The sequence below is a fragment of the Thermostichus sp. OS-CIW-33 genome (assembly GCF_054059615.1).
Genome location: NZ_JBSSCH010000004.1, coordinates 153,259 through 178,326 on the forward strand (window position 1 = coordinate 153,259; position 25,068 = coordinate 178,326).

Sequence of the window (25,068 nt, forward strand, 5' to 3'; positions counted from 1 at the left end):
AAAGCTCAGGATCCGGTGGTCTTGGCGGCCTCGGCCTCTTCCTCGCCCAGCGCAATTACCCGTTCCGTGGCCTGCAACGAAGACTGCAAGCTCTCCAACTTTTCCCGGCTGGCGCGGTTCAGCCACGACTCGATTGCATTCACCAAGAGCTGATCCACAGAGAACCAGCCGCCCCCATTCACCGCAAAGGCCAGGAAGATCGCTGCGTAGATGGCGGATAGCTCCAAGTAGGGAACGCTGAAGCCGGCCACCTTAATGTGATGGAACATGGCCACCGCCATCGTGGCGAACAAGCCCAGTGCTGCCCCTCGGGTCAACAAACCCAACGCCACCATCGGAGCTGCGATCAGCTCGGTATAGGCAGCCACATAAGCGAAGAAGATCGGGAAGGGCAACCCGATCACTTCTACATAAGCCGTCGCAAACCCTTCAATATCTGCCAGTTTGTCAAGGCCGTTGTGAATCATGAATAGCCCTGCCACCACCCGCAAAACGGTCCACGCCACTTGAGACCAGCGCGGAGTTACGCTGTCGTGACGCAAAGCTGAGGCGAGTAGCACGGGAAACTGCTGAGAGGGTGCCATAGGATAAAACCTGCGATGCAAAGATGAGCAAAGATTCTAACTTATTGTAACGATTCTAAATTTCTGTAACAAGGGTGGGACTCAGATCCCCAGTGGTCAAGGGATCCCATCCAGAAACAAGGTCTCCGGCCCGCTTTCGCGAAAAGCCTCCGGCCCGCTTTCGCGACCGGTCGGGTGGGTTTCCGGCGAGCTTTCACCGCAGGCGATTGCGCCACACTATCTCTGCTCTCGGCCTGGGACTTTTCCGGCCTTGCTGAGACCTGTCAACCTCTGTAAATGGATCCCTACATAATGGGTTCATTTGCTGCCTGTGTCGATATGGTTGCCGAATCTGTCCTCGCCTCTGATGTCAGCTCCGCCAAATCCCAAGCCGGGAGAGAGGAGGGATCCCCGCCTGCCATTCGTTTGCGGAGGGTCAGCCGCAACTTTTCCGGGATCCAAGCGGTGGACGGGGTGGATTTGGAGGTGCAGCAGGGGGAGTTTTTTACGTTGTTGGGGCCGTCGGGTTCGGGCAAAACCACCTGTTTGCGGATGATCGCGGGCTTTGAGCGTCCGGATGAGGGGCAGATCGAATTGAACGGCCAGAATGTTTTGGGTCTGCCGCCCTACCGACGGCCTGTGAACACGGTGTTTCAGGACTATGCTCTCTTCCCCCACATGACGGTGGCGGAGAACGTTGGCTACAGCTTGATGATCCGCGGCATACCGCCGAAGGAGCGCCAAAAGCGAGTGCAAGAGGCGCTGGAGCTGGTACAACTGCCCGATCTGGGATCCCGTAAACCCAGCCAACTTTCAGGGGGGCAACGGCAACGGGTGGCCTTGGCGCGGGCTTTGGTTGGCCGACCGCAGGTGCTCTTGCTGGATGAACCTTTGGGGGCGCTGGATTTGAAGTTGCGCCAACAGATGCAGTTTGAACTCAAGGCCCTACAACACCGCCTTGGTCTCACCTTTTTGTACGTCACCCACGACCAAGAAGAGGCCCTGACCATGAGCGATCGTATTGCCGTGTTCAATCGCGGGCGCATCGAACAGGTGGGATCCCCGGCAGAGCTCTACGAGCGACCTGCCACCCGGTTTGTAGCCGGTTTTATCGGCCAAACCAACTTGATCGAGGGATCCCTGGCGGAACGATGCGTGGGAGAAGCGGCCCTGTTTGCTTTGCGCCCGGAGCACATTCGGATTGACTTATCTGAAGAAGGGATCCCCGATGGCCACTGCCGCTTGCGGGGACGGATTTGCGACACTGCTTATCTAGGGGCTTTCATTCGCTATCAGGTATGGGTGTCGGGCTGTGAGGTGAAACTTTTGGCTGTGCAACCCAACCCCGGCCTGAATTTGCAGCAGTTGCCGGAAGGGACGGAGGTGACTTTAAGTTGGGATCCCAGCCGGATGCACCGCATCCCCGAATAGGGCTCTCAATCCCGATCTCCTCTGGAGCTTGTCTATCCGGCGTCGGCGCTATCTTGCAGGCAGTTGACACTCCCGCCGACTGAAGTCGAGGGATTCTTACGTAGCCCAGAAACGGGCTCGCAACGGCGTTGTCAAAGGGAGAAAAACGGGCCATGATGCGCATTTCCATCCAGCCGGGGAGCGGGATCCCTGGCTCCGTGCAGCTCTTTAATTTGCTCTGCTTCGCCATTGCCTGTGGGCAGTTTCCTCCCGGCTGCCGCCTGCCCAGCACCCGTCAATTGGCCATGCAAACGGGCCTGCACCGCAATACCATCCACAAGGTTTACCACCAACTCGAGGCTATGGGCCTGGTGGAAACCCGCGCTGGATCTGGCATTTACGTGAGCCGCTCCGCCCGCCAGGTGGTTAACTACTCTCGCGGCCTGGGGGAAAACCTGGATCGATCCCGACAGGTCCTGGAGCAGGTGCGCCAGGGCATCGACCAGCTGCTGCAGCAGGGGTTTTCTTTGGAGCAGGTGCGGGATCTGCTGCTAGCGGAGATCGATTGGCGATTGCGCTGCAGTGCTCAAGTGCTGGTGTGTGTGCCCAACCGGGATTTGGGTACAGGACAACTGATGGCCCAGCAAATCCAGCAGACCTTGGGCATCCGGGTCCAGTTGGTGCCCCTGGAGGAGCTGGCCACCGTTCTGGATCAGATCCATTCCGGCACTGTGGTGACGCTGCACTATTTTCTCAGCGCCGTCGAGGCCATTGCCCAACCCCGGGGGGCCCGTGTTCTGACGGTGGAGGTGTCCGACTACGCCCGCGAAATTGCCCTGATCCGCCAATTGCCTTCCTACGCCTGTCTGGGGCTGGTGAGCATCAGCACTGCCCTGCTGGAGGTTGCCGAGGTGATTGTCTACAGTCTGCGGGGAGACCTGCTGGTGCTGACGGCAGTGATCTCGGATACGGAACGGGTGGGATCCCTAATCCGCCGCGCCCATACGCTGATTTGCGATGAGGCCAGCTACCCTACCCTGCGCGCCTTGGTGCGCCAAGCCCGAGCCGATCTAATCCGCACACCCAACTTGGTCTGTGCCGCCCCTCACATCGGAGAAGCGGCTATGGCCGAGCTGAGACGGGAATTGGGTGGGATCCCTGGAGCCGGAGGGGATAGAGAGGCGGGCGGCAGCGGTTTGCAGAGTAAAAAAACGCATTAAGCCTTGTTGCAGGTGAGCCATTTTGCGGATGACAGGCTGCCCAAGATCGTGCTTAAGTGAAAATACGGTAAAAGCTCTCTCATTTTGATTCATCGCTGATCAGTCTTTACACGCATGGTGATCCTCGACTACGCCTCCGCCAATCACGACTATGTGGCGGTTACACGGGAAGGTTTCTGGGAGGCCATCCGCTTCCAAGACCATTTTTACGTCTTCAACCGGGGCTTTTCTCAGCTGCAAGAGGCCATCGCCAGTTGCCGCTACGACATGGATCACGGATCCCTGATCAGCCTGGTGGTGGTGCGCCCTCAGGGCTATGAAGTGTGGTCGCAGGTGGGATCCGACATTCCCGTCTTGCCGAAGCAACTGTTGAGCCCGACAGCCAGGGACTCCCTCCTACCGGCGCGTTCGGTTCCATCTTTGCCCAAACGTCCTTTCTGGTCTTTTTGGGGTTGGGGATCCAAGGCTTATGTGGTGGATGGCGAGCCGGCTGCACCCCAGTCTTTGTTCCACCATAGCCCTCGGCCCTACAACGCGCTACAGGCTTGAGCCGGAATCGGTTGCGCCAGCGTCGTGCAGCAACAGTTTCAGGGAACAGGACGGCTCCACATGCAAATTGAGATCCGGCTCTTCCACCAGCAGGGGCACGCGCTCGGCCACTTCCAGGCCAAATCCTTTCAAGCCGCTGATGTGGCGAGAGGTATTGCTGATCAGGCGCATTTTGCGCACCCCTACATCCCGTAGGATCTGGGCGCCGATGCCGTAATCGCGCAAGTCCATCGCCACTGGTGGCGCGGTTTCAGAAAGTCCCAGATCTTGCCGGGCGTAGGACTTGATTTGCTCGATGAGACTCAGCTCCTGCTCTTGCCGGCGCAGGTACACCAGTACCCCCTTGCCTTGGTGGTCGATCATCTTCAGGGCCGCTGTCAATTGGCGGCGACAATCGCAGCGCAGGGATCCCAGCGCATCCCCTAGGGGACACTCCACATGGACGCGCACCAGGACGGGCTCAGCGGCAAATTGGGTCGGATCCCCTTTCACCAGAGCCAGGTGCTCGACTTGGTTAAGGCTGTCGCGGTAGCCGTAAACCCGAAACTGGCCGAACTCCGTCGGCAGGATAGCAGCAGCCTCTCGGTGAACCAGTTGTTCGGTGCGCAGGCGGTACTCGATGAGGTGGGCGATGGTGATGATCTTCAAATCGTGCTGACGGGCATATTCGATCAACTGGGGCAGGCGGGCCATGGAGCCATCCGGGTTTTGGATCTCGCAAATCACCCCTGCCGGATACAGCCCGGCCAACATCGCCAGATCCACCGCTGCTTCCGTATGGCCAGCCCGTTTGAGTACTCCGCCCTCCCGTGCCCGCAGCGGAAAGACATGCCCAGGCCGGCGCAGATCTTCCGGTCGCGTGTGCGGGTGAATGGCCGCCTGAATGGTGCGAGAGCGATCGGCAGCGGAAATGCCGGTGGAAACTCCAGCCTCTGGCCCAGCATCAATGCTGACGGTGAAGGCAGTTTGGTTGCTGTCGGTGTTCTGCCCCACCATCAGGGGGATCTTCAGCTCATCGAGGCGGGATCCTTGCATAGCCAGGCAGATAAGGCCCCGCCCGTAGGTGGCCATGAAGTTGATGGCCTGCGGAGTGGCAAACTGGGCAGCACAGACCAGATCCCCTTCGTTTTCTCGGTTTTCGTCATCGACCACGATGACCATGCGACCACACTTGAGGTCTTCGAGGGCTTCGGGGATGGAGTGGAAGATCGTTTCTGTCTCGGCCTGCGGGATGGCGCTCATGGAAAAGGGGACGCAAAAAGGGAAAACCTGGCACAGCCGGCTCTGGGCACCGGATCTGCCAGATCTATGCTAGAGCAAACCGGGCAACAGCTAGGGATCCTGAGACAGAGTCAGTACTTGGGAATCGAGGGATCGTAAGCCTCTGCCCAGGCGAGGATCCCCCCGCGCAGGTTTTTTCCTTGGATCCCAGCAGCTTGTAGGATCTTCAGGGCTTTGGCCGAGCGTGCCCCACTCTTGCAGTGGACGATCAGCTCTGAGCCGTTAAGGAGGCGACGCACCTGCTCCACCCCGTCGCCGTTTTCAATTTGGGGCAGGGGGATCAGGTGAGCACCAGGGATCCGGCCTATCTCCCACTCATTTGGGTTGCGCACATCGACCAACACAAAGTCTTGGTGAGCATCCATCCGCGCTTTCAGCTCGGCCACAGTGATCTCGGGGATCTCTGTCTGGCCAGCTTGTTCTGTGGCTTGGGCTGGCGGGATCCCGCAGAACTGCTCATAGTCGATAAGCTGGGTGATGGGAGGAGTGGCGGGGTTTTTGCGCAGCTTCAGCTCCCGGAAGCTCATGTTCAGGGCATCGTAAAGCAGCAGCCGCCCACTTAGGGTTGTGCCCACGCCCAGCAGGATCTTCACGGTTTCGGTAGCTTGAATAACACCGATGATGCCGGGGAGGATCCCCAACACTCCCCCTTCGGCGCAGGAGGGCACCAGTCCTGGTGGGGGCGGCTCGGGGTAGAGATCCCGGTAGTTGGGCCCATCTTCGTAGTTGAAGACCGTCGCTTGTCCCTCGAAGCGGAAGATCGAGCCGTAGACATTGGGCTTGCCCGTCAACACACAGGCATCGTTCACCAGGTAACGGGTGGGGAAGTTATCGGTGCCATCCACGATCACGTCGTAGTTGGCAAACAGCTCCAGAGCGTTGTGGGCCTTCAGGGCGGTGTTGTAAACATCCACTTGACAGTGGGGGTTGATCTCCAGGATGCGGTTCTTGGCCGATTCCACCTTCGGCTTGCCCACCCAGGAGGTGCCGTGGATCACCTGCCGCTGCAGGTTGGACACATCCACCACATCAAAATCGACAATGCCGATCCGCCCCACGCCGGCTGCCGCCAAGTACAGCAACAGGGGCGAGCCAAGGCCGCCTGTGCCGATGCACAGCACTTTGCCCGCTTTCAGCCGCTTCTGTCCTTCTAGGCCCACCTCGGGCAGGATCAAATGCCGAGAAAACCGCTCCATCTCTTCGCGGGAGAGGCTAACTTGGCTGGTATCCAGGTTCAACATGCTCACAACCCTCCGGCAATAGCAGGAACGATGCTGATGACGGCTTGTTCTCCCACGGGGGTGCTGTCGCCTTGGGGCAACGTGCGCACATCCTCGTCGTTGAGGTAGACATTGACAAAATTGCGCAGCTTCCCATCCTCGGTGTAGAGGTGGCGCTTCAGCTCGCCGTAGCGGGCGATGAGGTTGCCCATCACTTCGCCAACATTGCTGCCCTCGATCTCGACAGCTTCCAGGTTGTCGGTGTAGGGGCGCAGGGGAGAGGGGATCAGAACTTTGGTTGCCATGGGAGTTCGGGGAGAGATCTTGGGTATCTACTGGAGACTTTTGAGGATCCAGAGGATCTGGGCTGACCTATCCGTTTGTCGATCTTGTTGGGGCTGTCTACTGACTTTGAGGATTCAGCTATGTTACAGACAAGGTTCAGCACTAGACTACCGCTTTTTCCGGTGGCACCCATCCCAGCTTTCAAGGATCCCAACTGTACTTAGCCGTGAACTTCAGCCTCAAACAGCGGCAAAGCCCAAACGACTCTAGCTTGCCAAAGCCGGGAGCGGGGGGATGCGAATGTCTTCCAGCATCTGCATCGGCTCCCGTTGGGGCTGCTCCTGCTCATCCAAAACCCAGCTCACCACCTCTTCTGCCTTGCCCTCGCGCACACTGACGATCACACAGGAAAAGCCCCAGGGAAAAGCATGCTGCCGATCAAACTCGGAGGGAATGGCCGCATGGTTGGGATGGGAATGATAGGTGCCCAGGATCCCCAGCCCTTTGCGCACCGCGTGGTCGTTGGCCCGCTTGAAATCCGCCGGATCGATCAAGAAGCGGCGGCGGCTGGATTCCCCGTCTGCCAGAGGGTTTTCCGCTTGATCCCAGGTGTTGGTCACCGACCAAAGCTCGTGGATGATCTTGTCGGATCCCCGGATTTCCCCAATTAAAATGCCGCAGCTCTCGTGGGGAAAGGCTTGTTCGCCGTGCTGGCGGATGCTGTGAAGGTGGTCTGCCGAGAGGTAGAGGGCCATGAATCTCGCCTTTGCCGATGGAGTTACCGTTCTTTTATTCTGGCACAAGTTGGCCGGGGATCCCTCAACCTGGCTACAGCGGATGCCATTGGGGCGCAACGGGCAGGCCGTTCCGCAGAGGCCGCCGCTGCTGAAAATGTTCGGCCACCAGTGTGGCGCGGTCAGACCCGTCCATCGAGTGAACCCAGAGGTGGCTCTGGCTTTGGAGGGGTGACGGGGGCATAGTGGGGGCAACCCTGGCACGGCCCTTGGGGATGGACGGCACAGCGCAACCAAGCCGAGTGGGCACTGAAAACACAAGAGGGATCCCCCAGGGGTGGGCCAAATTCGCCGGCCCGTTGACGGCGCAGCAGCACCACTTGCCGTCGCCAATCTTGCAAAAATCGGCTGTAGGCGCGTTCCCGCCAGCGACGCTTGGCCGCATGTTCTAGGACACGGACGGTAAGGTTATCCAACATGGAACGATACCCAAGGAAGAGGCCAACAGGCTGGGAGTTGCGTTGGATGGCTGAGAACCTCAGGATGGCACACACTGGCGAGAAGAACCCAAGAATTGCAAACTCTCCTTGAGTTCAGTTTAAGTTTGTGGAGTTTCTTCCGATGGCTCTGGCTGCTGGTGGCGGGCCTGGGCCCGTTGCAGGGCTGCTCGCACCACAGCAAAGCCCGTTCCCCCGGCGCTGAGCCGCGTGGCCACCACCTGGCGGGGCTCAATGGCCGTCAAAATGTCCGCCTCAAAGGCCGGGTGGAAGGTTTTCCAGCGCTCCAAGGGCAGATCCCGCAGCAGGATCCCCTCTGCCAAACAAATGCGCACAATCTGCCCCACCAAATCATGGGCTGTGCGAAAGGGGATCCCTTTGCGCACCAAGTAGTCGGCCACATCGGTGGCGTTGGAGAAATCTTCCTGCACAGCAGCCGCCATGCGCTCAGGTTGAAATTGGATCCCTTCCCGCAGCAGAATGGTCATCGCCTCTAGGCAGGCTTTCAGGGTATCGACCGTGTCGAATAGCCCCTCTTTGTCTTCTTGGAGGTCTTTGTTGTAGGCCAGCGGCAGCCCCTTCAAGGTGACCAACAAAGCCTGGAGATGGCCAAACACCCGCCCCGCCTTGCCGCGCACCAGCTCCGGCACATCGGGATTTTTCTTCTGGGGCATGAGGCTGGAGCCGGTGGCACAGGCATCGGTGAGGGTGACAAAGCCGAACTCCTGGGAAGCCCAGAGGATCATCTCTTCCGAGAGGCGGCTGAGATGCACCAAAATCAAGCTGGCGGCAGCGTGGAACTCCACCAGGTAGTCCCGGTCGCTGACGGCATCCAAGCTGTTGGCGCTGATCCGCTCAAATCCCAGCAGATGGGCGGTGAGCTGCCGATCAATGGGCAGGGAAGTGCCGGCCAAAGCTCCGGATCCGAGAGGACAGACATTCGCCTCTTCCCGCACCCGCCCCAGCCGTTGCCAGTCTCGCCAGAGCATTTCTTCATAGGCCAAGAGGTGGTGGGCTAAGCTAATCGGCTGAGCCCGTTGCAGATGGGTGTAGCCGGGCAGGATCGTCTCCAGATGCCGCTCGGCCAAGTCCAACAAAACTCCGCGCAGCTCCCAGAGAGCTTGACGAAGGTGATCGATCTGATCTCGCAGATAGAGACGCAGATCGGTGGCCACTTGGTCATTGCGGGAGCGCCCGGTATGCAGTTTTTTTCCCACTTCCCCCACCAAAGCCACCAAACGACGCTCGACGGCATAGTGGACATCCTCTGCCTCTGGATCGGGCCGGAAGGTGCCGGCAGCCGCCTCCTGTTGGATCTGCTCCAATCCCTGCCGGATCTGGTCGGCCTCTTGCTGGGTCAGGATGCCACAAGCGGCCAACATTTGCACATGAGCCAGGGATCCGGCCACATCGTAGGGCAGCAGGCGGATGTCGAAGCCGATGCTGGCGTTGAAGCGGGCGATGGCAGGATGCAGGGATCCCTCGAAGCGTTGGCTCCAGGGGCGAGGGGTGGAAGTTACCGTCGGCTCAGGCATTGGCTGGGAACCGGAAGAATGGGGAGAAGGATTGACCACCGTAGGAAGACCCCACTGCAGTTGTGGAGAAAAAACACAGAAACCGACCGCCGACGGCCAAAACCCCGCCGGCCCAGGCCCAATGGATCCAGCTAGAGCAATGGCGACAAGGCTCTAGTGGGAGCTGGTGATGCTCTTGAGCATGTAGCCCGCCACGATCCCTATCAAAAGCGCCCAAATTTGGCCCGATTCCACAAAGCCATTCCAACCCTTGCGGATATCGCCCAGCACATCCTGTCGGAACACCTGCCCGACAATCATTTCCGTCTGGAAAGCCGTGGGGGCCGGCAAGTAAACCGAAGCGGTCTCAGACCCAGAAGGAGAGAAGTTCATGGTTGTACCTCAGGTGTAGATAACACAGTGCAGCCAACCTGGTAGCTCCACCAGCTAGAGCGTACCGCTCTGAAAGACCTACGAAACGCCAACAAACACTTCCACTCGCACCGGCGGCGCGGAGTGCTCAGCGTCTGCCGCGCTTCTGCTTTCTTCCTGCCTTAACGAACTATGGCTGGCAGCAGAGATCACCCCCACTGCCCCGCCAGAGGGATCTCCACAGGCGTGACTTCCCCGCAAGCTGCAGGTAGCCGCTCCTTGCTCTCTGAGAGAGCCACACAGACTAAAGCTGGAGCAGGCTTTAGCCCATGCAGAACGCATGCCAGAACTAACCAACTAGCCTAGTAGTCCGGCAAAACCACGTCAACCAACCCACCGTTGCTGCCCAGCCCAGTAGCGTTGAGTAGCTTGCTTGAGCTATTGTGAGCGTTGCGGCCTGCTGTCATTAACCCTGAGTTTGAACTTTTTTAGCTAGGCTGGCTCGGAGTCGGGCAACACCTTCAACACCACCAGCGTTGTGTCGTCCACGGGCTCAGGCCGCAGGGAAATCTCGTCCTGCAACAGGAGCTCTGGATCCTCGGGCAGCCATAGGGGAAGAGGATGGGATCCCCGACGGCCTCGGAAGGCATCCATCTGCTCAAACAAGCTCTCCAAAATGTCTTCGGGGGAGTCGTAGCGACGGGCAGCGTACTGGATGGCGTCCATCAGCCCAGAGGTTTCCAAGCGCTCGCCGCGGGTGTTGGCTGTCTCCGTGTAGCCATCGGTGTAGTACACCACCACATCCCCGGGTTGCAGTTGCACGCAGCTTTCCGAGTAGTGGCTGTTTTCTTCCAAGCCGATCAGCGCCCCCTCTGTGTCCAGGGGTTGAATTTCTCGGGTGCGGGCCTGCCACCACAGGGTGGGGTTGTGGGCCGCGTTGCTGAAGCAGAGGCGATGGGAGCGGGGATCGTACTCCGAATAAAACAGGCTGATGAAGCGATTGGAGTTTTCCAGGTCACTGTACATGGCCCGGTTCAGATGTTGCAGAACACGGGCCGGCGAATGGCGGTTGAGGGCCTCCGCCCGCACCATGGCGCGGGTCATGGTCATCAACAGGCCGGCGGGCACCCCTTTGCCCATCACATCCCCAATGACGATGGCCAAGCGAAAGCCTGCCGTTTCTTCAGATGAGTCGGATGTTTCCAGGCGTTCGCCGGGAATCTTGATGAAGTCATAGTAGTCGCCTCCCACTTTGCTGGCCACCCGGCAACGGGCTGCCAAGCGAATCCCCTTGACTTGAGGGCACTCCCGAGGTAGCAGTTGGGTCTGGATGTAAGAGCCAATCTCCATTTCTTTTTCCAGGGCCATCTTGCGGCGCAAGGCTGCCGTCAAGCGGTCATTTTCGATGGCCACCCCTGCCTGATCGGCGACCAAGCGCAACAGTTGTTGGCGACGTTCATCCCAGTGGTAGCCAGGCTGACGGCTGAAGACGTACAAGCGACCCTGGACAGAGTTGCGAATCAGCAGCGGCGTGCCGAAAAGGCGTACATCCGGCCCCAAGCTCTGGCGGAACCGTTCGTCCAAGAGGTGTTCAAGGGCAGGGATCTTAACAGACAGGGATCCCTCCGTTTTGAGAATGGGCTCTTGAGCCGAGAGGGTCTGGGTAATTTGCTCCATCTCAGCCCGAATCTGCTCGCGGTGATTGAGATCAGAGCAATGCAGTTGATCCAACTGGATGGTGCCGTTGGGATTGAACAAAACCAGGGCTCCGCCTTCGGCATCGGTCAGTTGGCTGGCCACAAAAGCCGTCAGCTCCAGGATCTGGTTCAAGTTGTTAAAAGAGCGCAGAGCAAAAGCCAGCCACGCCAGCAGATACTGCATCCGATGGTGTTCTCTCTCCAGTTCTGCCACCCGATCCGGCATTGCAGGGGCAGGCACAATGGCCGGCTTGACCTCCGGCAGCTCTCTATCATCGGACGCAACGGCACCTGAAGAGGTGGGATCCTCATCCTGGCCGGTCTGAGCTGAGCGCAAGTCCCCCGAATTGTCCGTGGGCGACAGCGACGGAGCATTGGGGGGGAGGGGATTTTTGCCCGAATCCTGGGCCAGCAAGGACTCTGACCACAAAGAATCTGACAGCCCGGCAGGGGGCTGCCCTAAAACGGCCTTTTGGGGGCTGTGATCATCCATCGGGAAGACTGGCGTTAATCCCTTGGAAACGTAACGAAACAGCTTAGCAAAAATATCACAAGCTTCATCACACTCATCCCTCACACCCGGCGAGGCTGACGGGATCCCTGGCACAGCTCTCGGTAGAGCTGTTCCACCTGGCTGAGGTTGTGGCTGAGGGTATAGCGCTCCAGCACCCGCTGGCGGGCCTTCATCCCCAGCAGTTGGGTAAACTCCCGTTGATCCCGCAGCAAAGGCAGCAGCGTTTGCAGCTCTGCTGTCACCCGTGTCGGATCCAGCGGGATCCCAGCTCCATCGGCCAAAACCTCTCCATCAGCGCCGACATCGGTGGCTACCGCTGCCACCCCACAGGCCATCGCCTCCAACAGGGACAAAGAGAGCCCCTCGATCAAGGAGGGCAAAACAAACACATCAGCCCCTCGCAAGATCTCGATGCGCTGCTGCTCGTCGGCAATATAGCCCAGCCAGTGGATCCCATGTTGAAGGGTGTAGCAGGGCTTGAGGGTGTTGAGCAGTGGCCCATCCCCCACGATCAGCAGACCACACTTCTCCCCCATTTGGGCGTGTTTCCAAGCCTTGAGTAGGGCTTCCAGGTTTTTTTCCGGCGAGACCCGCCCTTGATAGACGAAGATCCGCTCCAGTCCCAACCGCTGTTTGAGGGTGGAGGGCCCAGGCGCGTACTTGTCCACATCCACACCATTGGGAATGACCACCACCTGTTGGGGGCGCACCCCCAGCTTGACCAAGATCTCCCGCTGCGTTTCCGAGAAGACGATGGTGCGGTGATAGTTGGCCAAACACGGGGCGTAGAGCTGGTAGGCCAAGTATTGGGTGCGAGAGGCGATGTTGCGCCGCCGCCGGTCGAAGGCCGGGTGGAAGGTGGCCACCAGCGGCTGGTTGAGCTCAGCACAGATCTCCGGCAGCACAAAGTCGATGGGAGAAATGGTCAAGGAGGCATGTACCAGATCCGGCTGCAATTCCTTTAGGGCCTGGGTGAGCAACCGCTTGGCGTTGGGGGCCGGGATCGTGTAAATCTGCGACTTGTACAGACAGGGGAGGGAAACGTCTCGACGATCCAGCTCCGCCCTCCAGCCTTCACCTCCAGGATCCAGGGCGGGCGGTTGGCCGTCGTTGGTGAAGTGAAAAAAGCTAACCTGATGTCCCCGATCCAAAAGGCCGTTGGTCACCTCGCGGCTATAGGTGACGTTGCCACAGAAAGGTGTTTTTTTGCCTATCCAGGCGATGTGCATGGGCGGATCCCCGCGGAGCTAAAACGCTGAGCTGCAAAGGGAGTCTCGATGCTCAAGCCTCTACAAGAGTAGCAGAGTTAGCTCCTGCCTTGGCCCGTCCCCTCGGAAGAGGATATCCAACCTCGCGCTGCGGCAGGATTTACGAGACCTCTCTGCCCAATAGGCTCCAGGTGTACAGCCCCGCCAGCCCCGCCAGAACAGACAGGGCCACAAACATCCAGGGAAGGCCAAGGCGGGCTTCTGCCAATCCCGTGAACACCAGCGGCAAACTGAGGGCAATGTTGGCGGCGTTGTTCTGGAGCCCAAAGATCTTGCCTCGCAGATGGTCAGGCGTTTCCTCTTGGATCAAGGTTTGCATCGGCACCGCCACCAGAGCCCCGCCACAGCCCAACAGGGCAATCCAGCCCAAGCTGGGCAGCAGCCAGTGGGTCGTCCAGGAGAGGGCTGCCAGAGCCCCACAGAGCAGCAGGGATCCCAGGCCAACCCAGGCGCGGCGGCTCACCCGTCGGCCCGTATGGCCCACCCAAAAGGCGCCGATCCCCATGCCCAGGCCAGCAGCGGCCAACAACACCCCGAACTGATCCGGCTTCAGCTCTGCCATCACTTCGGCCATGCGCACCGCCAAAACTGCCAGCGCCGCAAACAGCGAGTAGAGCACCACCACCTGCACCAAAGCAGCTCGGATCAGGGGCACCTGGCCGACATAGTGCAGGCCCAGCCGGAGATCTTCCCAGAGGTGAGGGACTTCCCAACGCCGGGGCTCCAGCTTCTCGTGGGGTTGTAGCAGCAACAGCAGGGATCCCGCCAAGAGGTAGGCTCCCCCCACCAACAGCTCCGGCCCCACTTCCCAGCCCGGCAACCAATGGCGTACCCAACGATCTGCCAGGGTTAACAGCGGCTCCCCCACGGCAAACCCGACGATCAGCGAAGCCATCATCGTGGTGGTGTACAGGGAGTTGGCCGCCAGCAGCTCTCGCTTCGGCAGGATCAGGGGCAAAGTCGCCTGCTCGGCAGGAGCAAAAAACTGGGTCAGAACCGAGACGGCAAAGCTCACCAGCAACAGCCCCGCAAACCCCAAGGGGATCCCCGGCCAAAGGTCGCGCCCGGCAGTGAGCCAGAGCAGCGGCGGCAACAGCAGCACTAGGATCCCACGCCCCAGGTTGGAGAGCACCAACACCCCTTTTTTTAGCCAGCGATCCACAAATACCCCTGCCAGGCTGCCCAGTAGCATCGCCGGCAGCGTAAAAGCCAGCATGATGGCCGAAACCTGACCGCTGATGGAAGCCCCTTCGGGTTGAAATTCGCGGGCAACCAAGCCGATCAGCAGCACCAACAACACCTTGTCCGCCAACTGGGAACACACCTGCCCCATCCACAGCAGCAGGAAATTGCGCCGGCGCAGCACGGTTACAAAGTTGCTCAGGCCCGGCTCAGACAGACCTTGATCTTCCTTCTCTGCTTTTTGCCCCTTTTCGGGATCTTCAGGAGATGGCTCTGGCAAGGGATCCCCGGAAGAATGCTCCAGCAAGCTGAGGGCGGGGCTTGCTGTCGGCTCAGGCAAGAGAGCTTCTGACTTCAGCCCCCAAGTTGGCGTTGACGCAGGTGGGGGATTCTGGAGAGGGGAACTGGGGTGGCAGATCCCTGCCCCTCCCTCCGGCCAGCCCCATCGTTGCTCCAAAGTCATCATGCTCCCCAGGTGACCTGCCCATTTCCCCGACGTCGGCCCCACAACAGAATGGGATCCCGTCAGCAAACAAAAGTGGAAATGGGGTGCCCCGATCTTATCTTGGCCCGCCTTCCAATCCACCAACCCAAATCTTGGGAATCGGCAGGCCTAGCTTCCTGCGGCAGACAAGGAGCGCAAGGGATCCGGGATCGACTCGCTTGGAGCCACAAAGCTGCCCTTCTCTACAAAGGTTAAGCGCAGGCTCAGCCAACGAATAAAATCCGCGTTGGTGGATACCACTGCCCCCAGGGGCTCCTTCAACTTGTCCCGCAGGGGCTTTAACTCTGGAGCTTCCATGAAGGCCGGCTGCGGCACCCAGAAGAAATCGACAGGGCAATGGCGCTCCTCGCAGTATCGACGACGCTCCTCCAGCACCTCTTCCAGAGGCTCAGAACGTAAGAAAGACAGGCTGGCAACGACAAAATGATAGGTAGTCGGTTCGGCAGCAGACATAAGATTGCTGTGGAACTGTGTTGAGAATAAAGGCTAGAGCCGGGCGTCCACCGCTCCTTGCAGATCCTCTCCCTCAGAGAGAGGCAGATTTGAGCAGATGCGGAGCCGGATCGCGGGAGCTACACAGCGGCTGACAGTCTTCCAACTGCCGGAGAACGGGTAGCCGCGCCATGACTTCCTCAGGGGGCATGGAGTGTTCTGAAGCCTGCTTGAGGGTCGGTAGAGCCTGAGCTGCCCATTCCCGAGCCCAGGGAGCGGACTCAGGAGTTTCCTTCTCCTCCAACAGCTCTTGGCAAAGGGCAGTTGAGCGCTCCAAGTCACCGCTGCCCTGATAAGCCATAATCAGAGCCACACGAGCCAAAACGCATTCTTCCGGATTTGCCCTCGAGCCATTGCGCTCGCTCAGGCGGTGCTCCTGTCTCTCTTGGATGGAACAGCAGTAGCAGAACGACTCGAGAAGGTTGATCGCCTCCAGGTAGCGCTCCTGCTTGAGAGCAGTAATGCCGGCGCGGAGGGATCCATGAGGGTGAGACATGAGCCTAAGCACAAGAAAAAGATCTTAGACGGACTTGCACCCAAGGGTTATCAAGGGTTATCCAGTTAGTGACCCGTCTTCTTATCCAAGGTTTCGTGTCTAAAACTACTATACACCCTCTGGACAAGTGACCGCCGATTTACTCTTCCTCTTAAGCTTGTGGAAGGGGCGCTCAACCTTTACGGGCTAGGGTGTAGGCGCTGACATAGTGAGTCTCCCGGCGCAGCACCGCACAGCCTGCCTGTTGCAGGCGCACCCCCAGATCGTCGTGGATGTAGTCGCGGTAGTAGGGTTCGTGGAAGGTTTGCATAAAGGCTTCCATCGTCTCCTTCAGCTCTGGCGAATCCAGCAGTTGCACCGAGTCGCAGATGACCACCACGCCCCCTGGCTTCACCACCCGACTCATCTCGTTGATGACATTTTGTCTGGCCGGGCCAGGCAGCTCATGAAAGAGAAAAACGCTGATGACGGCGTCAAAGGTGGCATCGGCATAGGGCATGGCCTCGGCGTTGGCGCGGATAAGCTGGGGCAGCTCCCCCGGCAGCTCCTGCAACAGTCGGTTGGCCTTGCGCAGATAGGCAGGAGAAAGATCCAGGCCATACAAAGCTGCTTTGGGCAGGGATCCCCGCAGCAAGCGCAGCATCCGCCCCGTGCCACAGGCTACATCGAGGATGTGGGGGCTGACCAAGGTGGGATCCAAGGCATCTTTGAGCAGGCGAATCACCCGACGGCGCATCGCGTCCGCTGTGCCCCCAAACAGCAGCTCCACCTGCAGGTCATAAAGCTCAGCCGAGCTGTCGCTCAGGTAGCCGTTGGTTTGGTAATGGAAATTTTGCAGGTAGTATTTCGGATAGCCCTCGGTGGAGATGTCTTGAGAAAACTCTTGGTAACGCTTGCTGTGAACCCGCCGAGTAATTTGCGGCAAATCCAACCACACCTGTGGGTAATAGCGGGCAAAGTCCAGCCAGGGGTTGTCGAACAGGAGCGCGTGAGGGTAGTACCCTGCCTCAGCATCTTGCCAGTCCGCTTGCAGGAGTTGTTCGTAACGGGCCCGCAACACCTGTAGCGTGTCAGCGCTCACCCGCACCTTGGCCCGCGGCGGCGGGGTCCTCCCGGAGGAGAAGCTTTGCAGATCCCTGAGCACGGAGAGCATCAGATCTGAAGCTTGGGTGGAGAGCGCTTTGTGGGCAAAGCCGAAGATGTTTTTGCCCCACTGAAAAGCGCGGTAGGCAGCTTCTCCGACTGGAGATGGGATCGGCAGCGACAGCTCAGGACTTAGTTGTAGGCTCATAACCCTGCAAGGTGCGAATGAAGAATGAAGGCTTAACGTTTGTTTACACTTAATTATAGCAAGGCGGCCACGCCGGGCCGGCAGCCGCTGGGCGCGGGGAAAACCTGGCGGAATTGGATCCCTGAGCACACCCCATCTGGCCAAGCAGGGGAGTACTCTAGTGGTGTCCTCAAAAGGATGTCCCCGATTGCCCTATGAGCTGGAGGAAGGGGCTGATCAGGTCGATTTGATAATGGGAAGAGGGAGCGCCTCAGCATGACAACCAAGACGGTGTTGGTCATTGACGATAGCATCATGATTCGCAAGATGGTGGCCAGCATCTTGGCCGATCAGTTCCAAGTGGTGGAGGCCAAAGACGGGTTGACAGGGCTGGAAGCGGCCAAAAAACATCACCCCGACCTGATCCTGCTGGATTTTGTCATGCCCAAGATGGATGGCTACGACACCTTGCAGGCCATCCGCCGCGAAGACAGTCTGAAAAATACTCCTATCATCATGATGTCGGGGCTGAAGGAACAGGTGACTGCCCGCATTCCTGAGCCCTTTGTCGATTTTGATTTCATCGAGAAACCGTTTGAGGCAGATGCCCTTTTGGCTCTTATCCAAAAGGTCCTCCAGGTTGCCCCTGCCGCTGCACCGGAGCCGGGATCCGAAACCAACACCCAACTGATTCTGAACCGGCTCACCGCCATCGAGACGCTGCTGATTCAAGGTACGGAAAACTTGATCCAGCGGGAGGTGGTGGCGCGGCTTTCTGGGATCAACCAACGCCTGGCGCGTCAGGAATCCCGCAGCAGCAATCTGGAGGCCCAGATCAGCAAGCTCGCCGGCGAAGTGGAGCGACATGCCCAGGGTTTGGCCTTGATCGTCAAGGAGCTGCGGCACATTCGTAAGTTGTTGGGGGGATCCTGATGTCTGAGAGGGTTTTTGAGCGAGCTTATCGACACCTAGATGCGGTGACGGCTCTATTTGTGGCCGTGCTGCTGATTTCCAACATCGCCTCGACCAAGATCGTTCTTCTGGGGCCCTTTACCTTTGACGGGGGCACCATTCTCTTCCCCCTCAGCTATATCTTTGGCGACATCCTCACCGAAGTCTATGGCTATGCCCGCTCGCGGCGGGTGATCTGGCTGGGATTTATCTCGGCGGCCCTCATGTCGGTAACGTTCATGATCGTGGGATCCCTGCCTGCGGCCCCCGACTGGCCCTATCAAGAAGCCTACGACCAGATTCTGGGCCTGACGCCCCGCATTGTCCTGGCCAGCTTAATCGCCTATTGGGGAGGCAGCTTTGCCAACGCCTATGTACTGGCCCGCATGAAGGTGTGGACTCGGGGACGGTGGCTGTGGACACGCACCATCGGCTCTACCTTGGTGGGCCAAGCGGTGGATACTGGACTGTTTGTCACCTTGGCCTTCTGGGGGGTGTTCCCTGGCCTGGGCAGCTTAATACTCTCCAACTATGTGTTCAAGTGTGCCGTTGAGGCGGCGTTCACGCCCCTGACCTATGCCATTACCGGCTGGCTAAAGCAGCAAGAACAAGAAGACTACTTCGATGTGGCAACCGACTTTAACCCCTTCCGCCTCCAGCCTGTGTCTAGATGAATCCATCAGCCGCCTCAACGGATCTGGCCTTGGGAGGGATCCTATTTTGGTATAGTCAGAGCGTCATCCTATTTATCCTGCTGCCATCCGGTGTTACCGGGAGCTTTTATCCAAGACAAGACTTTTGTGAGGGATCCGAAAGATGATGCTCGTTTTCCAAATTGCTTTGTTGGTGTTGGTGCTTTACAGCTTGCTCTTGGTGGTGGCGGTGCCAGTGCTCTACAGCTCAGCCAGCGACTGGAGCCGGGCCAAGAATGTGATTTTGGTGGGATCCCTGCTCTGGGTGCTGATGGTGATTGGGGTGGGGGTGCTGAGTTTCCTCAAGTGAAGCCGTAGAAGGGCGAGGGCCAATCCACCGAAGGTCACCTTGTGGTCGCAATCAGCGTTGCGTGGGAGCTGCACCGTGGGTGTGGCGGCCCAAAGTTTTTGTCTGGGATCCTAGACGAACTACGCACTTCCGCACCTCGATAAGCCTTAAGCTCTCTCGGTAGAGGGGATCCCATCCCCTACAATGGACGGCGAGGCGTCGGCCTTGCTTGCCATCGGTCAGGCTGTCTACAGGCCGCGCTAGTGAGCTTTGAAGGTGCTGAGGTGTTTCAACCAGCGGAGGTTTGGGTGTTGAGAGCAGTGATGAGAGCAGGGAAATGTTCGCAGGAACTTGGCCTTGCCCGGCGAGGCATGAGGCTGGCCTTGGCGGTTCTGGTGATGGGGAGCCTGGGATCCCTGGTGATGCCCCATTCTGCAGAGGCGCAGTCGGGTTTGGTGATCACCGGCAGTGAAGGGGTACCTGTCCTCAGCTATCGGCTCGATTTTGGCGGGGTTCGCAGTCGTTTGGATCGCTACCGCCTGACGATCCCCCCCCAGAATGTGGCGGTGGCAGAAGTGCAGATCAACGGGGACAGGAATTTCGATGGCCGCATCGATCCGGAAAGTGTCCGCCTGGAGGTAGAAGGCCGGCCTGTAGAGCTGGATCAAGTGTACTGGAACGAGGAGTTTCGCTCTCTAGAGGTGGTGGCCCGTCAACCCATTGCTGCCGGTCAGGAGATCCGTCTGGTGCTCTCCAACGTGCGCAACCCTTCATCTGCCGGTATCTACCGTGTGGAGGCGCGGGTACGGGGTACGGAACCCAACCCCCTCTTCCGGAATGTGGGCAACTGGCTGATTACCATTGAAGACCCAGAGCGGATTGGCTTCTGATCTATTGACCCGATGATCTGACCTACTGTTGATCTTTGCGGCGATCCTATAGGCACAGCCCTTTTGCGGGTCTGGGACAGCGACACCCAAGTTCCCGGCCAGTTGGGGTGGGATCCCTCTGCAAGTGTTTGTTCGCCGTGGTATGGGCTGCTGGAAAAAGCCGGAGTTCTGAGTTTTTCTAAGAATGGGGATTGTGCAAATCCGGCAAGTTTGGGTGGGGGAGTGTTTACCTTGTTGCTTGCTGACACTTGGTATCCCGATTGGTGGCAGGCTCTAATTTTGGGCATGGTGCAAGGGATCACCGAATTTCTGCCCATTAGCAGCACGGCCCATCTGCGGGTGTTTCCGGCTTTGGTGGGATGGCCGGATGCGGGCGCTTCTTTTACGGCGGTGATCCAGTTGGGCAGTTTGGGGGCGGTGCTGATCTACTTTGCCTCTGACCTGCGCCAGTTGATCCTCGGCTCTTGCAAGGCTTGGCGAGAACGAGATTTTCAGCAGGAGCCTTGGCGGCTGCTGGTAGGGATCCTGGTGGGAACAGTGCCAATTGTGGTTGCCGGCTGGGCCATCAAGGCCATTTGGGGATCCCCGCCCCGCCAATTGTGGGTGATCGCCGTCGCAGCCATCGGCTTGGCTGTGTTGTTGGGCTGGGCAGAGCAAACGGGCAAACGCCAGCGAGACCTTCACAGCTTAGGCATTTGGGATGGGATCTGGGTGGGGCTGGCCCAAGCTTTGTCCCTGATCCCTGGGGTGTCGCGCTCCGGCTCGACGCTGACGGCAGGGCTGTTTCTCCATTTGCAACGCCCGGCTGCCGCTCGCTACTCCTTCTTGCTGGGGATCCCGGCATTATTTTTGGCGGGGGTTGTGGAGTTTATCTCCGAGTTCGAGGCAGAGGCCCTGCTGCCGCAGGGGTTGGGGACGCTTTCGGCCTTCGTCTTTTCCTACTTGTCTATCGATTGGCTAATTCAGTTTTTGCAGCGCAGCAGCACCTGGCTGTTCATCGTCTATCGGATTGGCTTTGGCCTGTTCATTTTCTTGGGGTTGGCACTGGGGTTCCTGAAACCCTAGGCTGGGTTTTGCAGCTCCTTCCTTCACCCTTGCTCCCGCAGGCTCTGCAGCGTCTTGGGCAGGTGCTCCGCCAGGTGGGCCGGATCCACCCCTGTTAGACCGCGTTCCCGCGCCAGCTGGATAGCCGCTTGGGCATGCCACCACACCCCGGCACAGGCGCAACTGAGCAGCTCAGCAATCTCCAAGGGCCGACCCACTTGGGCCGTTCGGCGGGCCACCAGGCCACCAATCAGGCCAGTCAAGACATCGCCGCTGCCACCGCGGGCCAAAGCCGGTGTGCTCTCCGGGTTCACCCAGCATTTCCCAGTGGGAGAGGCGATCACCGTCCGCGCCCCCTTCAAAACCACCACTGCTCCACTCTGGGCTGCCGCCCTTTGGGCTGCCTCGATGCGATCCCCAAGCGGGATCCCCGGAAAAAGCCGCCGAAATTCCCCCAGGTGGGGGGTGAGAATGGCTTGGATCCCGTTTTCTGGCAGGCGCTCTACCCCCATCTCAGCGAGAGCATTGAGGCCATCCGCATCGATCACCCAGGGGATCCCGGCCCAATCCCGCAGCAGGATCTCCAGCAGCGGTAAGCGGGTTTCTCCCAAGCCCGGCCCCACGGCCACCGCCTGAAAGGGTTTCAAGGACTTCGTCCCGCTGTCGCGATCAGCCACCTGGGGCAAAGCGGGGATCCCCTCCCAGGCATAGACCAAGACTTCCGGCAGGGCGCTGTGGATCACTCCTTTCAACTCCGCCGGCACCGCCATCGTCACCATACCCACCCCACTGGCGCGGGATCCCAGCCCCGCCAACAGGGCCGCCCCGGCATAGGCCGCCGAGCCTGCCACCCCTAGCAGGGATCCCTGGCGGTATTTGTGGGTATCCAAAGGGGGATCCGCAGGAAAGTGCTGCCAAGGCCGCAGCAACAACCGGGGAACCTCATCCTCTGGGCAGGCCCAAGCGGGGATCCCAAAATCAACGCGATGTAACCGTCCTACCCAAGGCAGAGCTGCTTCCTGCCACAGCCCCCGTTTCCAAAGGCCAAGGGTATAGGTATGGCTGGCGCGAATGCAGCAGCCCCAGACTTCCCCGGTTTGGTCGTTGAGGCCAGACGGCAAATCCAGGCTAAGGATGGGGATCCCACTGCCATTGGCCCACCCCACCGCCCCCGCCCAAGGCTCCCCCAGAGGCCGGTTCAGACCGATCCCAAACAGGGCATCAATTAACAAATCGCAATCGGCCAGCTCTTCAAGACTCTCCACAAACTCTGCCCCCAGCGCCTTGAGATAGCGGGCGTGGTCTGCCGTCAGGGGTTTGAGATCCGGCTTGCCCAGCCACACCTTCACCGACTTTTGGGCCAGCCATAGCTCCCGCCCAACCACCAACCCATCGCCACCGTTGTGCCCTGTCCCACAGAGGATCCCAATGCGATGGGCTTGCGGAAAATCCTTCTGCAACTGAGCAACAACGGCCAGCCCCACCTTCTCCATCAGAGCGGCAACGGGCATGCCGGCAGAGAAGATCTGCTCCTCAATGCGCTGCATCTGTGCGGAACTGACCAGGCTGATGGCCGGATCGAACTGGCAACGAGAACCCATATCGCTACGCAACGCTGTTGCAACCGGCGGCATTGCTGAGGGGAGATGGCTCATGGCTAAGTTGCGCTAATCGAGCTTAGCTCTATCACATTCCCATCCGGATCCCGGACAAACACAGCCGCTCGCCCGGAAGCGCTCGGTTGCACCTCATACCCTTCCTGCCGCAGGCGAGCCTTCACCGCTTCCAAGTCATCTACCCCCAGCGCCACATGGGGATTACGCCCCCACTTTGAGGATCCCGTTCCGCTTCGCTGCCGTGGATCCATCGGCTCCTCGGCCACGATTAAATGAATTTGGGAGGAACCCACTTGATACCAAGCGCCGGGAAAGTCAAACGGCAACCGTTCCACCTTGGGGATCCCAAGCACTGTCCCGTAAAAATGTTCGGCTCTGGCCAGATCGCTCACCCAAAGGGCGGTGTGCAGGTGATGATAGGTTGGCTTTCGTGGAGTAGTCATCGTCTTGGCGGCGGATCTTGACCCGAGGGCTTTGCAGGATCTGGTGCAAACAGGTTTATTTTCTCGCAACAGCCAGCCAAACCTGTGAGCTAAGGTGGAGCTAACGCACCGGCGACGACCCTACTCTTGTTCTCGCACAGGGGTTGACCTATGGGATCCCGCACCAAGTTTTTCGGCACGGTCTTGGCCATGCTGGCCGTGAACAGCATCTACATGCAGTTGCAGCAGCTTTCCCTGAGGCTGGAGGAAAGGGATCCCGCCCCCTCTGAGCAGTCTTCTCCAGAGCCTCAAAGCAGCCAGGACTCCGTCCTGCTTCCGCGAGCGGAACGGCTGGATCCCTGGCGTCGTGTTGCCCAAGTCTTGCAGGGTCTGTGGCCCGGCGATGCGAGCTTGAAAGGACTCCGTTCCGCCAACGCGAACGGGATCCTGTCGCGAGAGTCCACGTCCCCCCTGGAGCCTTGAGTGCCAAGCTGAGAGGGGATATGACGCTTTGCAAAGGGGATCAAACCCCGTACCATAGAGGAGCAGGTTTCTCCGTTTCTCTGTTTTCAATCCCCAGGACTCACCATGGTGCAGCCGTCAGCGACCTCTGGGCAAAAGCCGATTGTGATCGCCCCTTCCATCCTTTCAGCCGATTTCAGCCGGTTGGGGGAGGAAGTACGGGCAGTGGATGAGGCGGGGGCCGACTGGATCCATGTGGATGTGATGGATGGCCGCTTTGTGCCCAATATCACCATCGGCCCGTTGGTGGTGGAAGCGCTGCGCCCGGTGACGGCTAAGCCCCTGGACGTCCACCTGATGATTGTAGAGCCGGAGAACTATGTGGCGGATTTTGCCAAGGCAGGGGCCGACATTATTTCCGTGCACGCAGAGTCCAGCTCCACCATCCACCTGCATCGCACCCTCAGCCAAATCAAGGATCTGGGCAAGCAAGCGGGCGTGGTGCTCAATCCGGCCAGCCCCCTGGAGCTGATCCAATACGTGCTGGAGCTGGTGGATCTGGTGCTGATCATGAGCGTCAACCCCGGCTTTGGCGGCCAGAGCTTTATTCCAGCAGTGGTGCCCAAAATTCGCCAGTTACGGGCCATGTGTGATGAGCGCGGCCTGGATCCCTGGATCGAGGTGGATGGTGGCTTGAAGGGAAGCAACGCTTGGCAGGTGATCGAGGCAGGAGCCAATGCCATTGTGGCCGGTTCGGCAGTGTTCAAGGCCAAAGACTATGCAGAAGCCATTCGCAGCATTCGCAACAGCCGCCGTCCCGAGCTGGTGACAGTTTAAGGTGACAGTTCATTTTGAAGGAAACTGCTCCCTTACTGAAATCCGGCTTGACCCCAGCGCTGCGCTGAGCCAACTCCTCACGTGCCTTTAGCGCAAAGCAGCAGCCCCTTTCTGGGCAGCGTAAGGCCCCGTCCCGCTGTTGGCAGCAGTCGTGCCCAAGCAATGGGGAGGCCCATCGACGGAGGGGGGGATGATCGGCTGGGGCGAAGTGGGGCTGAGAAAAGTCTGACAAAAAGGCACGCGGTTGCGCCGAATATCGGCAAGGTAGGGGGGAGGAATGGTGCCCAGATAGGCGCCCAGCACCTGCTGCTCGGGATCCTCTGGCAGTATTTGGTAATGCAACATCAGGCGATTATCGGGAAACCAGGCGCGGATAAGCCTTTGCAGGGCCTTCAAGTTGAAGCCCGGCTCTTCAGGGTTGCGAATCAGGTGCATTCCCGCCAGGCGCCCGCCGACAAAATAGGCTTGCACATAAAACCCACGGGCATAGATGGGGGGCTCCAAGGAGTTCTGAGATGAAGGGGAATCGGGCAGGTAAAGGGCTTCACCCCCAGGACGCAGTTGCCAGCGGCTCCAGCGGGGATCCTCCCGGTCGCTGGAAATGGTCTCCCAATTGTTGGCGCGGGCGTAGCTCAAGAAGCGCTCCTCGACCATGCCCAGATAGAGCATTTCCATTTGCAAGGGCAGCCGAGCCCGGGTTTGCAGCAGGGGCAGAGTGCGCACTTCTCCCTGCTTGAGCACCAAGGTCTCCCCCCGCGCCGAGCAAGGGACACCTATGAGCATAGCCATCAGCAAC

General features: G+C 59.2%; 27 protein-coding genes. 10 read left to right on the forward strand and 17 right to left on the reverse strand.

The features are described 5' to 3' along the window. Positions 1 to 5: 5 nt before the first annotated feature. Entirely contained in the window at positions 6 to 584 is a 579-nt protein-coding gene (locus ACVWZG_RS04385; RefSeq protein WP_049749590.1) for a DoxX family protein, read from the reverse strand. 318 nt (positions 585 to 902) lie between these two features. Here ACVWZG_RS04385 and ACVWZG_RS04390 point away from each other — a divergent pair, with 318 nt between their 5' ends. From ACVWZG_RS04390 to ACVWZG_RS04400, 3 genes are all read left to right on the forward strand, one after another. After that, entirely contained in the window at positions 903 to 1,994 is a 1,092-nt protein-coding gene (locus ACVWZG_RS04390; RefSeq protein WP_457406284.1) for an ABC transporter ATP-binding protein, read from the forward strand. 155 nt (positions 1,995 to 2,149) lie between these two features. Then, the gene (locus ACVWZG_RS04395; RefSeq protein ID WP_457406354.1) at positions 2,150 to 3,193 is read left to right on the forward strand and encodes a GntR family transcriptional regulator; all 1,044 of its coding nucleotides are present in this window, start codon (positions 2,150 to 2,152) and stop codon (positions 3,191 to 3,193) included. A 114-nt stretch (positions 3,194 to 3,307) separates the two neighbouring features. Continuing rightward, positions 3,308 to 3,742 carry a hypothetical protein gene (locus tag ACVWZG_RS04400; RefSeq protein WP_457406287.1) on the forward strand — a complete coding sequence of 145 codons (435 nt, stop codon included), beginning with the start codon at positions 3,308 to 3,310 and terminating at the stop codon, positions 3,740 to 3,742. On the opposite strand, the gene ribB is transcribed toward ACVWZG_RS04400, so the two are convergent. The 13 genes from ribB to ACVWZG_RS04465 all read right to left on the reverse strand — a co-directional run bounded on the left by ribB (position 3,731) and on the right by ACVWZG_RS04465 (position 17,090). After that, entirely contained in the window at positions 3,731 to 4,984 is a 1,254-nt protein-coding gene (gene ribB / locus ACVWZG_RS04405) for a 3,4-dihydroxy-2-butanone-4-phosphate synthase (RefSeq protein WP_457406289.1), read from the reverse strand. The genes ACVWZG_RS04400 and ribB overlap by 12 nt on opposite strands. A gap of 110 nt (positions 4,985 to 5,094) precedes the next feature. Then, on the reverse strand, positions 5,095 to 6,264 hold the full coding sequence (gene moeB / locus ACVWZG_RS04410; RefSeq protein WP_011433659.1) for a molybdopterin-synthase adenylyltransferase MoeB: 1,170 nt from the start codon (positions 6,262 to 6,264) through the stop codon (positions 5,095 to 5,097). Positions 6,265 to 6,266: 2 nt separating this feature from the next. Then, positions 6,267 to 6,548 (reverse strand): MoaD/ThiS family protein, encoded by a 282-nt coding sequence (locus ACVWZG_RS04415; RefSeq protein ID WP_414329337.1) that lies wholly within the window; start codon positions 6,546 to 6,548, stop codon positions 6,267 to 6,269. 246 nt (positions 6,549 to 6,794) lie between these two features. After that, on the reverse strand, positions 6,795 to 7,283 hold the full coding sequence (locus ACVWZG_RS04420; RefSeq protein WP_011433657.1) for a M67 family metallopeptidase: 489 nt from the start codon (positions 7,281 to 7,283) through the stop codon (positions 6,795 to 6,797). 161 nt (positions 7,284 to 7,444) lie between these two features. Then, positions 7,445 to 7,741, reverse strand: coding sequence for a DUF6464 family protein (locus ACVWZG_RS04425; RefSeq protein ID WP_011433656.1), 297 nt, complete (start codon positions 7,739 to 7,741; stop codon positions 7,445 to 7,447). A gap of 119 nt (positions 7,742 to 7,860) precedes the next feature. Then, the gene (argH, locus tag ACVWZG_RS04430) at positions 7,861 to 9,294 is read right to left on the reverse strand and encodes an argininosuccinate lyase (protein ID WP_457406357.1); all 1,434 of its coding nucleotides are present in this window, start codon (positions 9,292 to 9,294) and stop codon (positions 7,861 to 7,863) included. A gap of 153 nt (positions 9,295 to 9,447) precedes the next feature. Then, positions 9,448 to 9,666, reverse strand: a complete 219-nt coding sequence (locus tag ACVWZG_RS04435; RefSeq protein WP_011433653.1) for a hypothetical protein — start codon at positions 9,664 to 9,666, stop codon at positions 9,448 to 9,450. Positions 9,667 to 10,137: 471 nt separating this feature from the next. Continuing rightward, a complete protein-coding gene (locus tag ACVWZG_RS04440; protein WP_238376753.1) occupies positions 10,138 to 11,835 on the reverse strand; it encodes a PP2C family protein-serine/threonine phosphatase in 1,698 nt (565 codons plus the stop codon). 80 nt (positions 11,836 to 11,915) lie between these two features. Continuing rightward, entirely contained in the window at positions 11,916 to 13,085 is a 1,170-nt protein-coding gene (locus ACVWZG_RS04445) for a glycosyltransferase family 4 protein (protein WP_457406291.1), read from the reverse strand. Positions 13,086 to 13,224: 139 nt separating this feature from the next. After that, positions 13,225 to 14,892 carry an MFS transporter gene (locus ACVWZG_RS04450; RefSeq protein WP_457415259.1) on the reverse strand — a complete coding sequence of 556 codons (1,668 nt, stop codon included), beginning with the start codon at positions 14,890 to 14,892 and terminating at the stop codon, positions 13,225 to 13,227. A 27-nt stretch (positions 14,893 to 14,919) separates the two neighbouring features. Next, entirely contained in the window at positions 14,920 to 15,264 is a 345-nt protein-coding gene (locus ACVWZG_RS04455; RefSeq protein ID WP_414329330.1) for an MgPME-cyclase complex family protein, read from the reverse strand. A gap of 73 nt (positions 15,265 to 15,337) precedes the next feature. Next, positions 15,338 to 15,799, reverse strand: coding sequence for a hypothetical protein (locus tag ACVWZG_RS04460; protein ID WP_457406293.1), 462 nt, complete (start codon positions 15,797 to 15,799; stop codon positions 15,338 to 15,340). A 172-nt stretch (positions 15,800 to 15,971) separates the two neighbouring features. Next, positions 15,972 to 17,090 carry a class I SAM-dependent methyltransferase gene (locus tag ACVWZG_RS04465; RefSeq protein ID WP_011433647.1) on the reverse strand — a complete coding sequence of 373 codons (1,119 nt, stop codon included), beginning with the start codon at positions 17,088 to 17,090 and terminating at the stop codon, positions 15,972 to 15,974. Between the two features lie 255 nt (positions 17,091 to 17,345). Here ACVWZG_RS04465 and ACVWZG_RS04470 point away from each other — a divergent pair, with 255 nt between their 5' ends. From ACVWZG_RS04470 to ACVWZG_RS04490, 5 genes are all read left to right on the forward strand, one after another. Beyond that, positions 17,346 to 18,002: a response regulator gene (locus ACVWZG_RS04470; protein ID WP_457406296.1), complete on the forward strand. Its 657-nt coding sequence runs from the start codon at positions 17,346 to 17,348 to the stop codon at positions 18,000 to 18,002. Then, positions 18,002 to 18,694 carry a queuosine precursor transporter gene (locus ACVWZG_RS04475; protein WP_414522381.1) on the forward strand — a complete coding sequence of 231 codons (693 nt, stop codon included), beginning with the start codon at positions 18,002 to 18,004 and terminating at the stop codon, positions 18,692 to 18,694. The genes ACVWZG_RS04470 and ACVWZG_RS04475 overlap by 1 nt, the downstream gene beginning before the upstream one ends. A gap of 142 nt (positions 18,695 to 18,836) precedes the next feature. Next, positions 18,837 to 19,022: a photosystem II reaction center protein PsbZ gene (gene psbZ / locus ACVWZG_RS04480; protein ID WP_011433643.1), complete on the forward strand. Its 186-nt coding sequence runs from the start codon at positions 18,837 to 18,839 to the stop codon at positions 19,020 to 19,022. Positions 19,023 to 19,372: 350 nt separating this feature from the next. Next, the gene (locus tag ACVWZG_RS04485; protein WP_238376751.1) at positions 19,373 to 19,891 is read left to right on the forward strand and encodes a DUF2808 domain-containing protein; all 519 of its coding nucleotides are present in this window, start codon (positions 19,373 to 19,375) and stop codon (positions 19,889 to 19,891) included. A 222-nt stretch (positions 19,892 to 20,113) separates the two neighbouring features. After that, a complete protein-coding gene (locus tag ACVWZG_RS04490; RefSeq protein WP_457406298.1) occupies positions 20,114 to 20,956 on the forward strand; it encodes an undecaprenyl-diphosphate phosphatase in 843 nt (280 codons plus the stop codon). Positions 20,957 to 20,979: 23 nt separating this feature from the next. On the opposite strand, the gene ACVWZG_RS04495 is transcribed toward ACVWZG_RS04490, so the two are convergent. Both ACVWZG_RS04495 and ACVWZG_RS04500 read right to left on the reverse strand, forming a co-directional pair. After that, a complete protein-coding gene (locus ACVWZG_RS04495; protein WP_457406300.1) occupies positions 20,980 to 22,536 on the reverse strand; it encodes an NAD(P)H-hydrate dehydratase in 1,557 nt (518 codons plus the stop codon). Between the two features lie 56 nt (positions 22,537 to 22,592). Continuing rightward, a complete protein-coding gene (locus ACVWZG_RS04500) occupies positions 22,593 to 22,994 on the reverse strand; it encodes a VOC family protein (protein WP_457406303.1) in 402 nt (133 codons plus the stop codon). A gap of 150 nt (positions 22,995 to 23,144) precedes the next feature. Here ACVWZG_RS04500 and ACVWZG_RS04505 point away from each other — a divergent pair, with 150 nt between their 5' ends. Together ACVWZG_RS04505 and rpe are read left to right on the forward strand one after the other, a co-directional pair. Beyond that, the gene (locus tag ACVWZG_RS04505; RefSeq protein WP_457406304.1) at positions 23,145 to 23,456 is read left to right on the forward strand and encodes a hypothetical protein; all 312 of its coding nucleotides are present in this window, start codon (positions 23,145 to 23,147) and stop codon (positions 23,454 to 23,456) included. Between the two features lie 105 nt (positions 23,457 to 23,561). Beyond that, the gene (gene rpe, locus ACVWZG_RS04510; protein WP_414331302.1) at positions 23,562 to 24,272 is read left to right on the forward strand and encodes a ribulose-phosphate 3-epimerase; all 711 of its coding nucleotides are present in this window, start codon (positions 23,562 to 23,564) and stop codon (positions 24,270 to 24,272) included. Between the two features lie 87 nt (positions 24,273 to 24,359). Here the strand turns inward: rpe and ACVWZG_RS04515 are convergent, their stop codons facing one another. After that, positions 24,360 to 25,061, reverse strand: a complete 702-nt coding sequence (locus ACVWZG_RS04515; protein WP_457415261.1) for a hypothetical protein — start codon at positions 25,059 to 25,061, stop codon at positions 24,360 to 24,362. Positions 25,062 to 25,068: the final 7 nt, after the last annotated feature.

Excerpts from the sequence above, each read along its gene's own strand:
- ACVWZG_RS04385 (WP_049749590.1), bottom strand. The coding sequence starts at position 584 with ATGGCACCCTCTCAGCAGTTTCCCGTGCTACTCGCCTCAGCTTTGCGT.
- ACVWZG_RS04390 (WP_457406284.1), top strand. The coding sequence starts at position 903 with ATGGTTGCCGAATCTGTCCTCGCCTCTGATGTCAGCTCCGCCAAATCC.
- ACVWZG_RS04395 (WP_457406354.1), top strand. The coding sequence starts at position 2,150 with ATGCGCATTTCCATCCAGCCGGGGAGCGGGATCCCTGGCTCCGTGCAG.
- ACVWZG_RS04400 (WP_457406287.1), top strand. The coding sequence starts at position 3,308 with ATGGTGATCCTCGACTACGCCTCCGCCAATCACGACTATGTGGCGGTT.
- ribB (WP_457406289.1), bottom strand. The coding sequence starts at position 4,984 with ATGAGCGCCATCCCGCAGGCCGAGACAGAAACGATCTTCCACTCCATC.
- moeB (WP_011433659.1), bottom strand. The coding sequence starts at position 6,264 with ATGTTGAACCTGGATACCAGCCAAGTTAGCCTCTCCCGCGAAGAGATG.
- ACVWZG_RS04415 (WP_414329337.1), bottom strand. The coding sequence starts at position 6,548 with ATGGCAACCAAAGTTCTGATCCCCTCTCCCCTGCGCCCCTACACCGAC.
- ACVWZG_RS04420 (WP_011433657.1), bottom strand. The coding sequence starts at position 7,283 with ATGGCCCTCTACCTCTCGGCAGACCACCTTCACAGCATCCGCCAGCAC.
- ACVWZG_RS04425 (WP_011433656.1), bottom strand. The coding sequence starts at position 7,741 with ATGTTGGATAACCTTACCGTCCGTGTCCTAGAACATGCGGCCAAGCGT.
- argH (WP_457406357.1), bottom strand. The coding sequence starts at position 9,294 with ATGCCTGAGCCGACGGTAACTTCCACCCCTCGCCCCTGGAGCCAACGC.
- ACVWZG_RS04435 (WP_011433653.1), bottom strand. The coding sequence starts at position 9,666 with ATGAACTTCTCTCCTTCTGGGTCTGAGACCGCTTCGGTTTACTTGCCG.
- ACVWZG_RS04440 (WP_238376753.1), bottom strand. The coding sequence starts at position 11,835 with ATGGATGATCACAGCCCCCAAAAGGCCGTTTTAGGGCAGCCCCCTGCC.
- ACVWZG_RS04445 (WP_457406291.1), bottom strand. The coding sequence starts at position 13,085 with ATGCACATCGCCTGGATAGGCAAAAAAACACCTTTCTGTGGCAACGTC.
- ACVWZG_RS04455 (WP_414329330.1), bottom strand. The coding sequence starts at position 15,264 with ATGTCTGCTGCCGAACCGACTACCTATCATTTTGTCGTTGCCAGCCTG.
- ACVWZG_RS04460 (WP_457406293.1), bottom strand. The coding sequence starts at position 15,799 with ATGTCTCACCCTCATGGATCCCTCCGCGCCGGCATTACTGCTCTCAAG.
- ACVWZG_RS04465 (WP_011433647.1), bottom strand. The coding sequence starts at position 17,090 with ATGAGCCTACAACTAAGTCCTGAGCTGTCGCTGCCGATCCCATCTCCA.
- ACVWZG_RS04470 (WP_457406296.1), top strand. The coding sequence starts at position 17,346 with ATGACAACCAAGACGGTGTTGGTCATTGACGATAGCATCATGATTCGC.
- ACVWZG_RS04475 (WP_414522381.1), top strand. The coding sequence starts at position 18,002 with ATGTCTGAGAGGGTTTTTGAGCGAGCTTATCGACACCTAGATGCGGTG.
- psbZ (WP_011433643.1), top strand. The coding sequence starts at position 18,837 with ATGATGCTCGTTTTCCAAATTGCTTTGTTGGTGTTGGTGCTTTACAGC.
- ACVWZG_RS04485 (WP_238376751.1), top strand. The coding sequence starts at position 19,373 with ATGAGGCTGGCCTTGGCGGTTCTGGTGATGGGGAGCCTGGGATCCCTG.
- ACVWZG_RS04495 (WP_457406300.1), bottom strand. The coding sequence starts at position 22,536 with ATGGGTTCTCGTTGCCAGTTCGATCCGGCCATCAGCCTGGTCAGTTCC.
- ACVWZG_RS04500 (WP_457406303.1), bottom strand. The coding sequence starts at position 22,994 with ATGACTACTCCACGAAAGCCAACCTATCATCACCTGCACACCGCCCTT.
- ACVWZG_RS04505 (WP_457406304.1), top strand. The coding sequence starts at position 23,145 with ATGGGATCCCGCACCAAGTTTTTCGGCACGGTCTTGGCCATGCTGGCC.
- rpe (WP_414331302.1), top strand. The coding sequence starts at position 23,562 with ATGGTGCAGCCGTCAGCGACCTCTGGGCAAAAGCCGATTGTGATCGCC.
- ACVWZG_RS04515 (WP_457415261.1), bottom strand. The coding sequence starts at position 25,061 with ATGGCTATGCTCATAGGTGTCCCTTGCTCGGCGCGGGGGGAGACCTTG.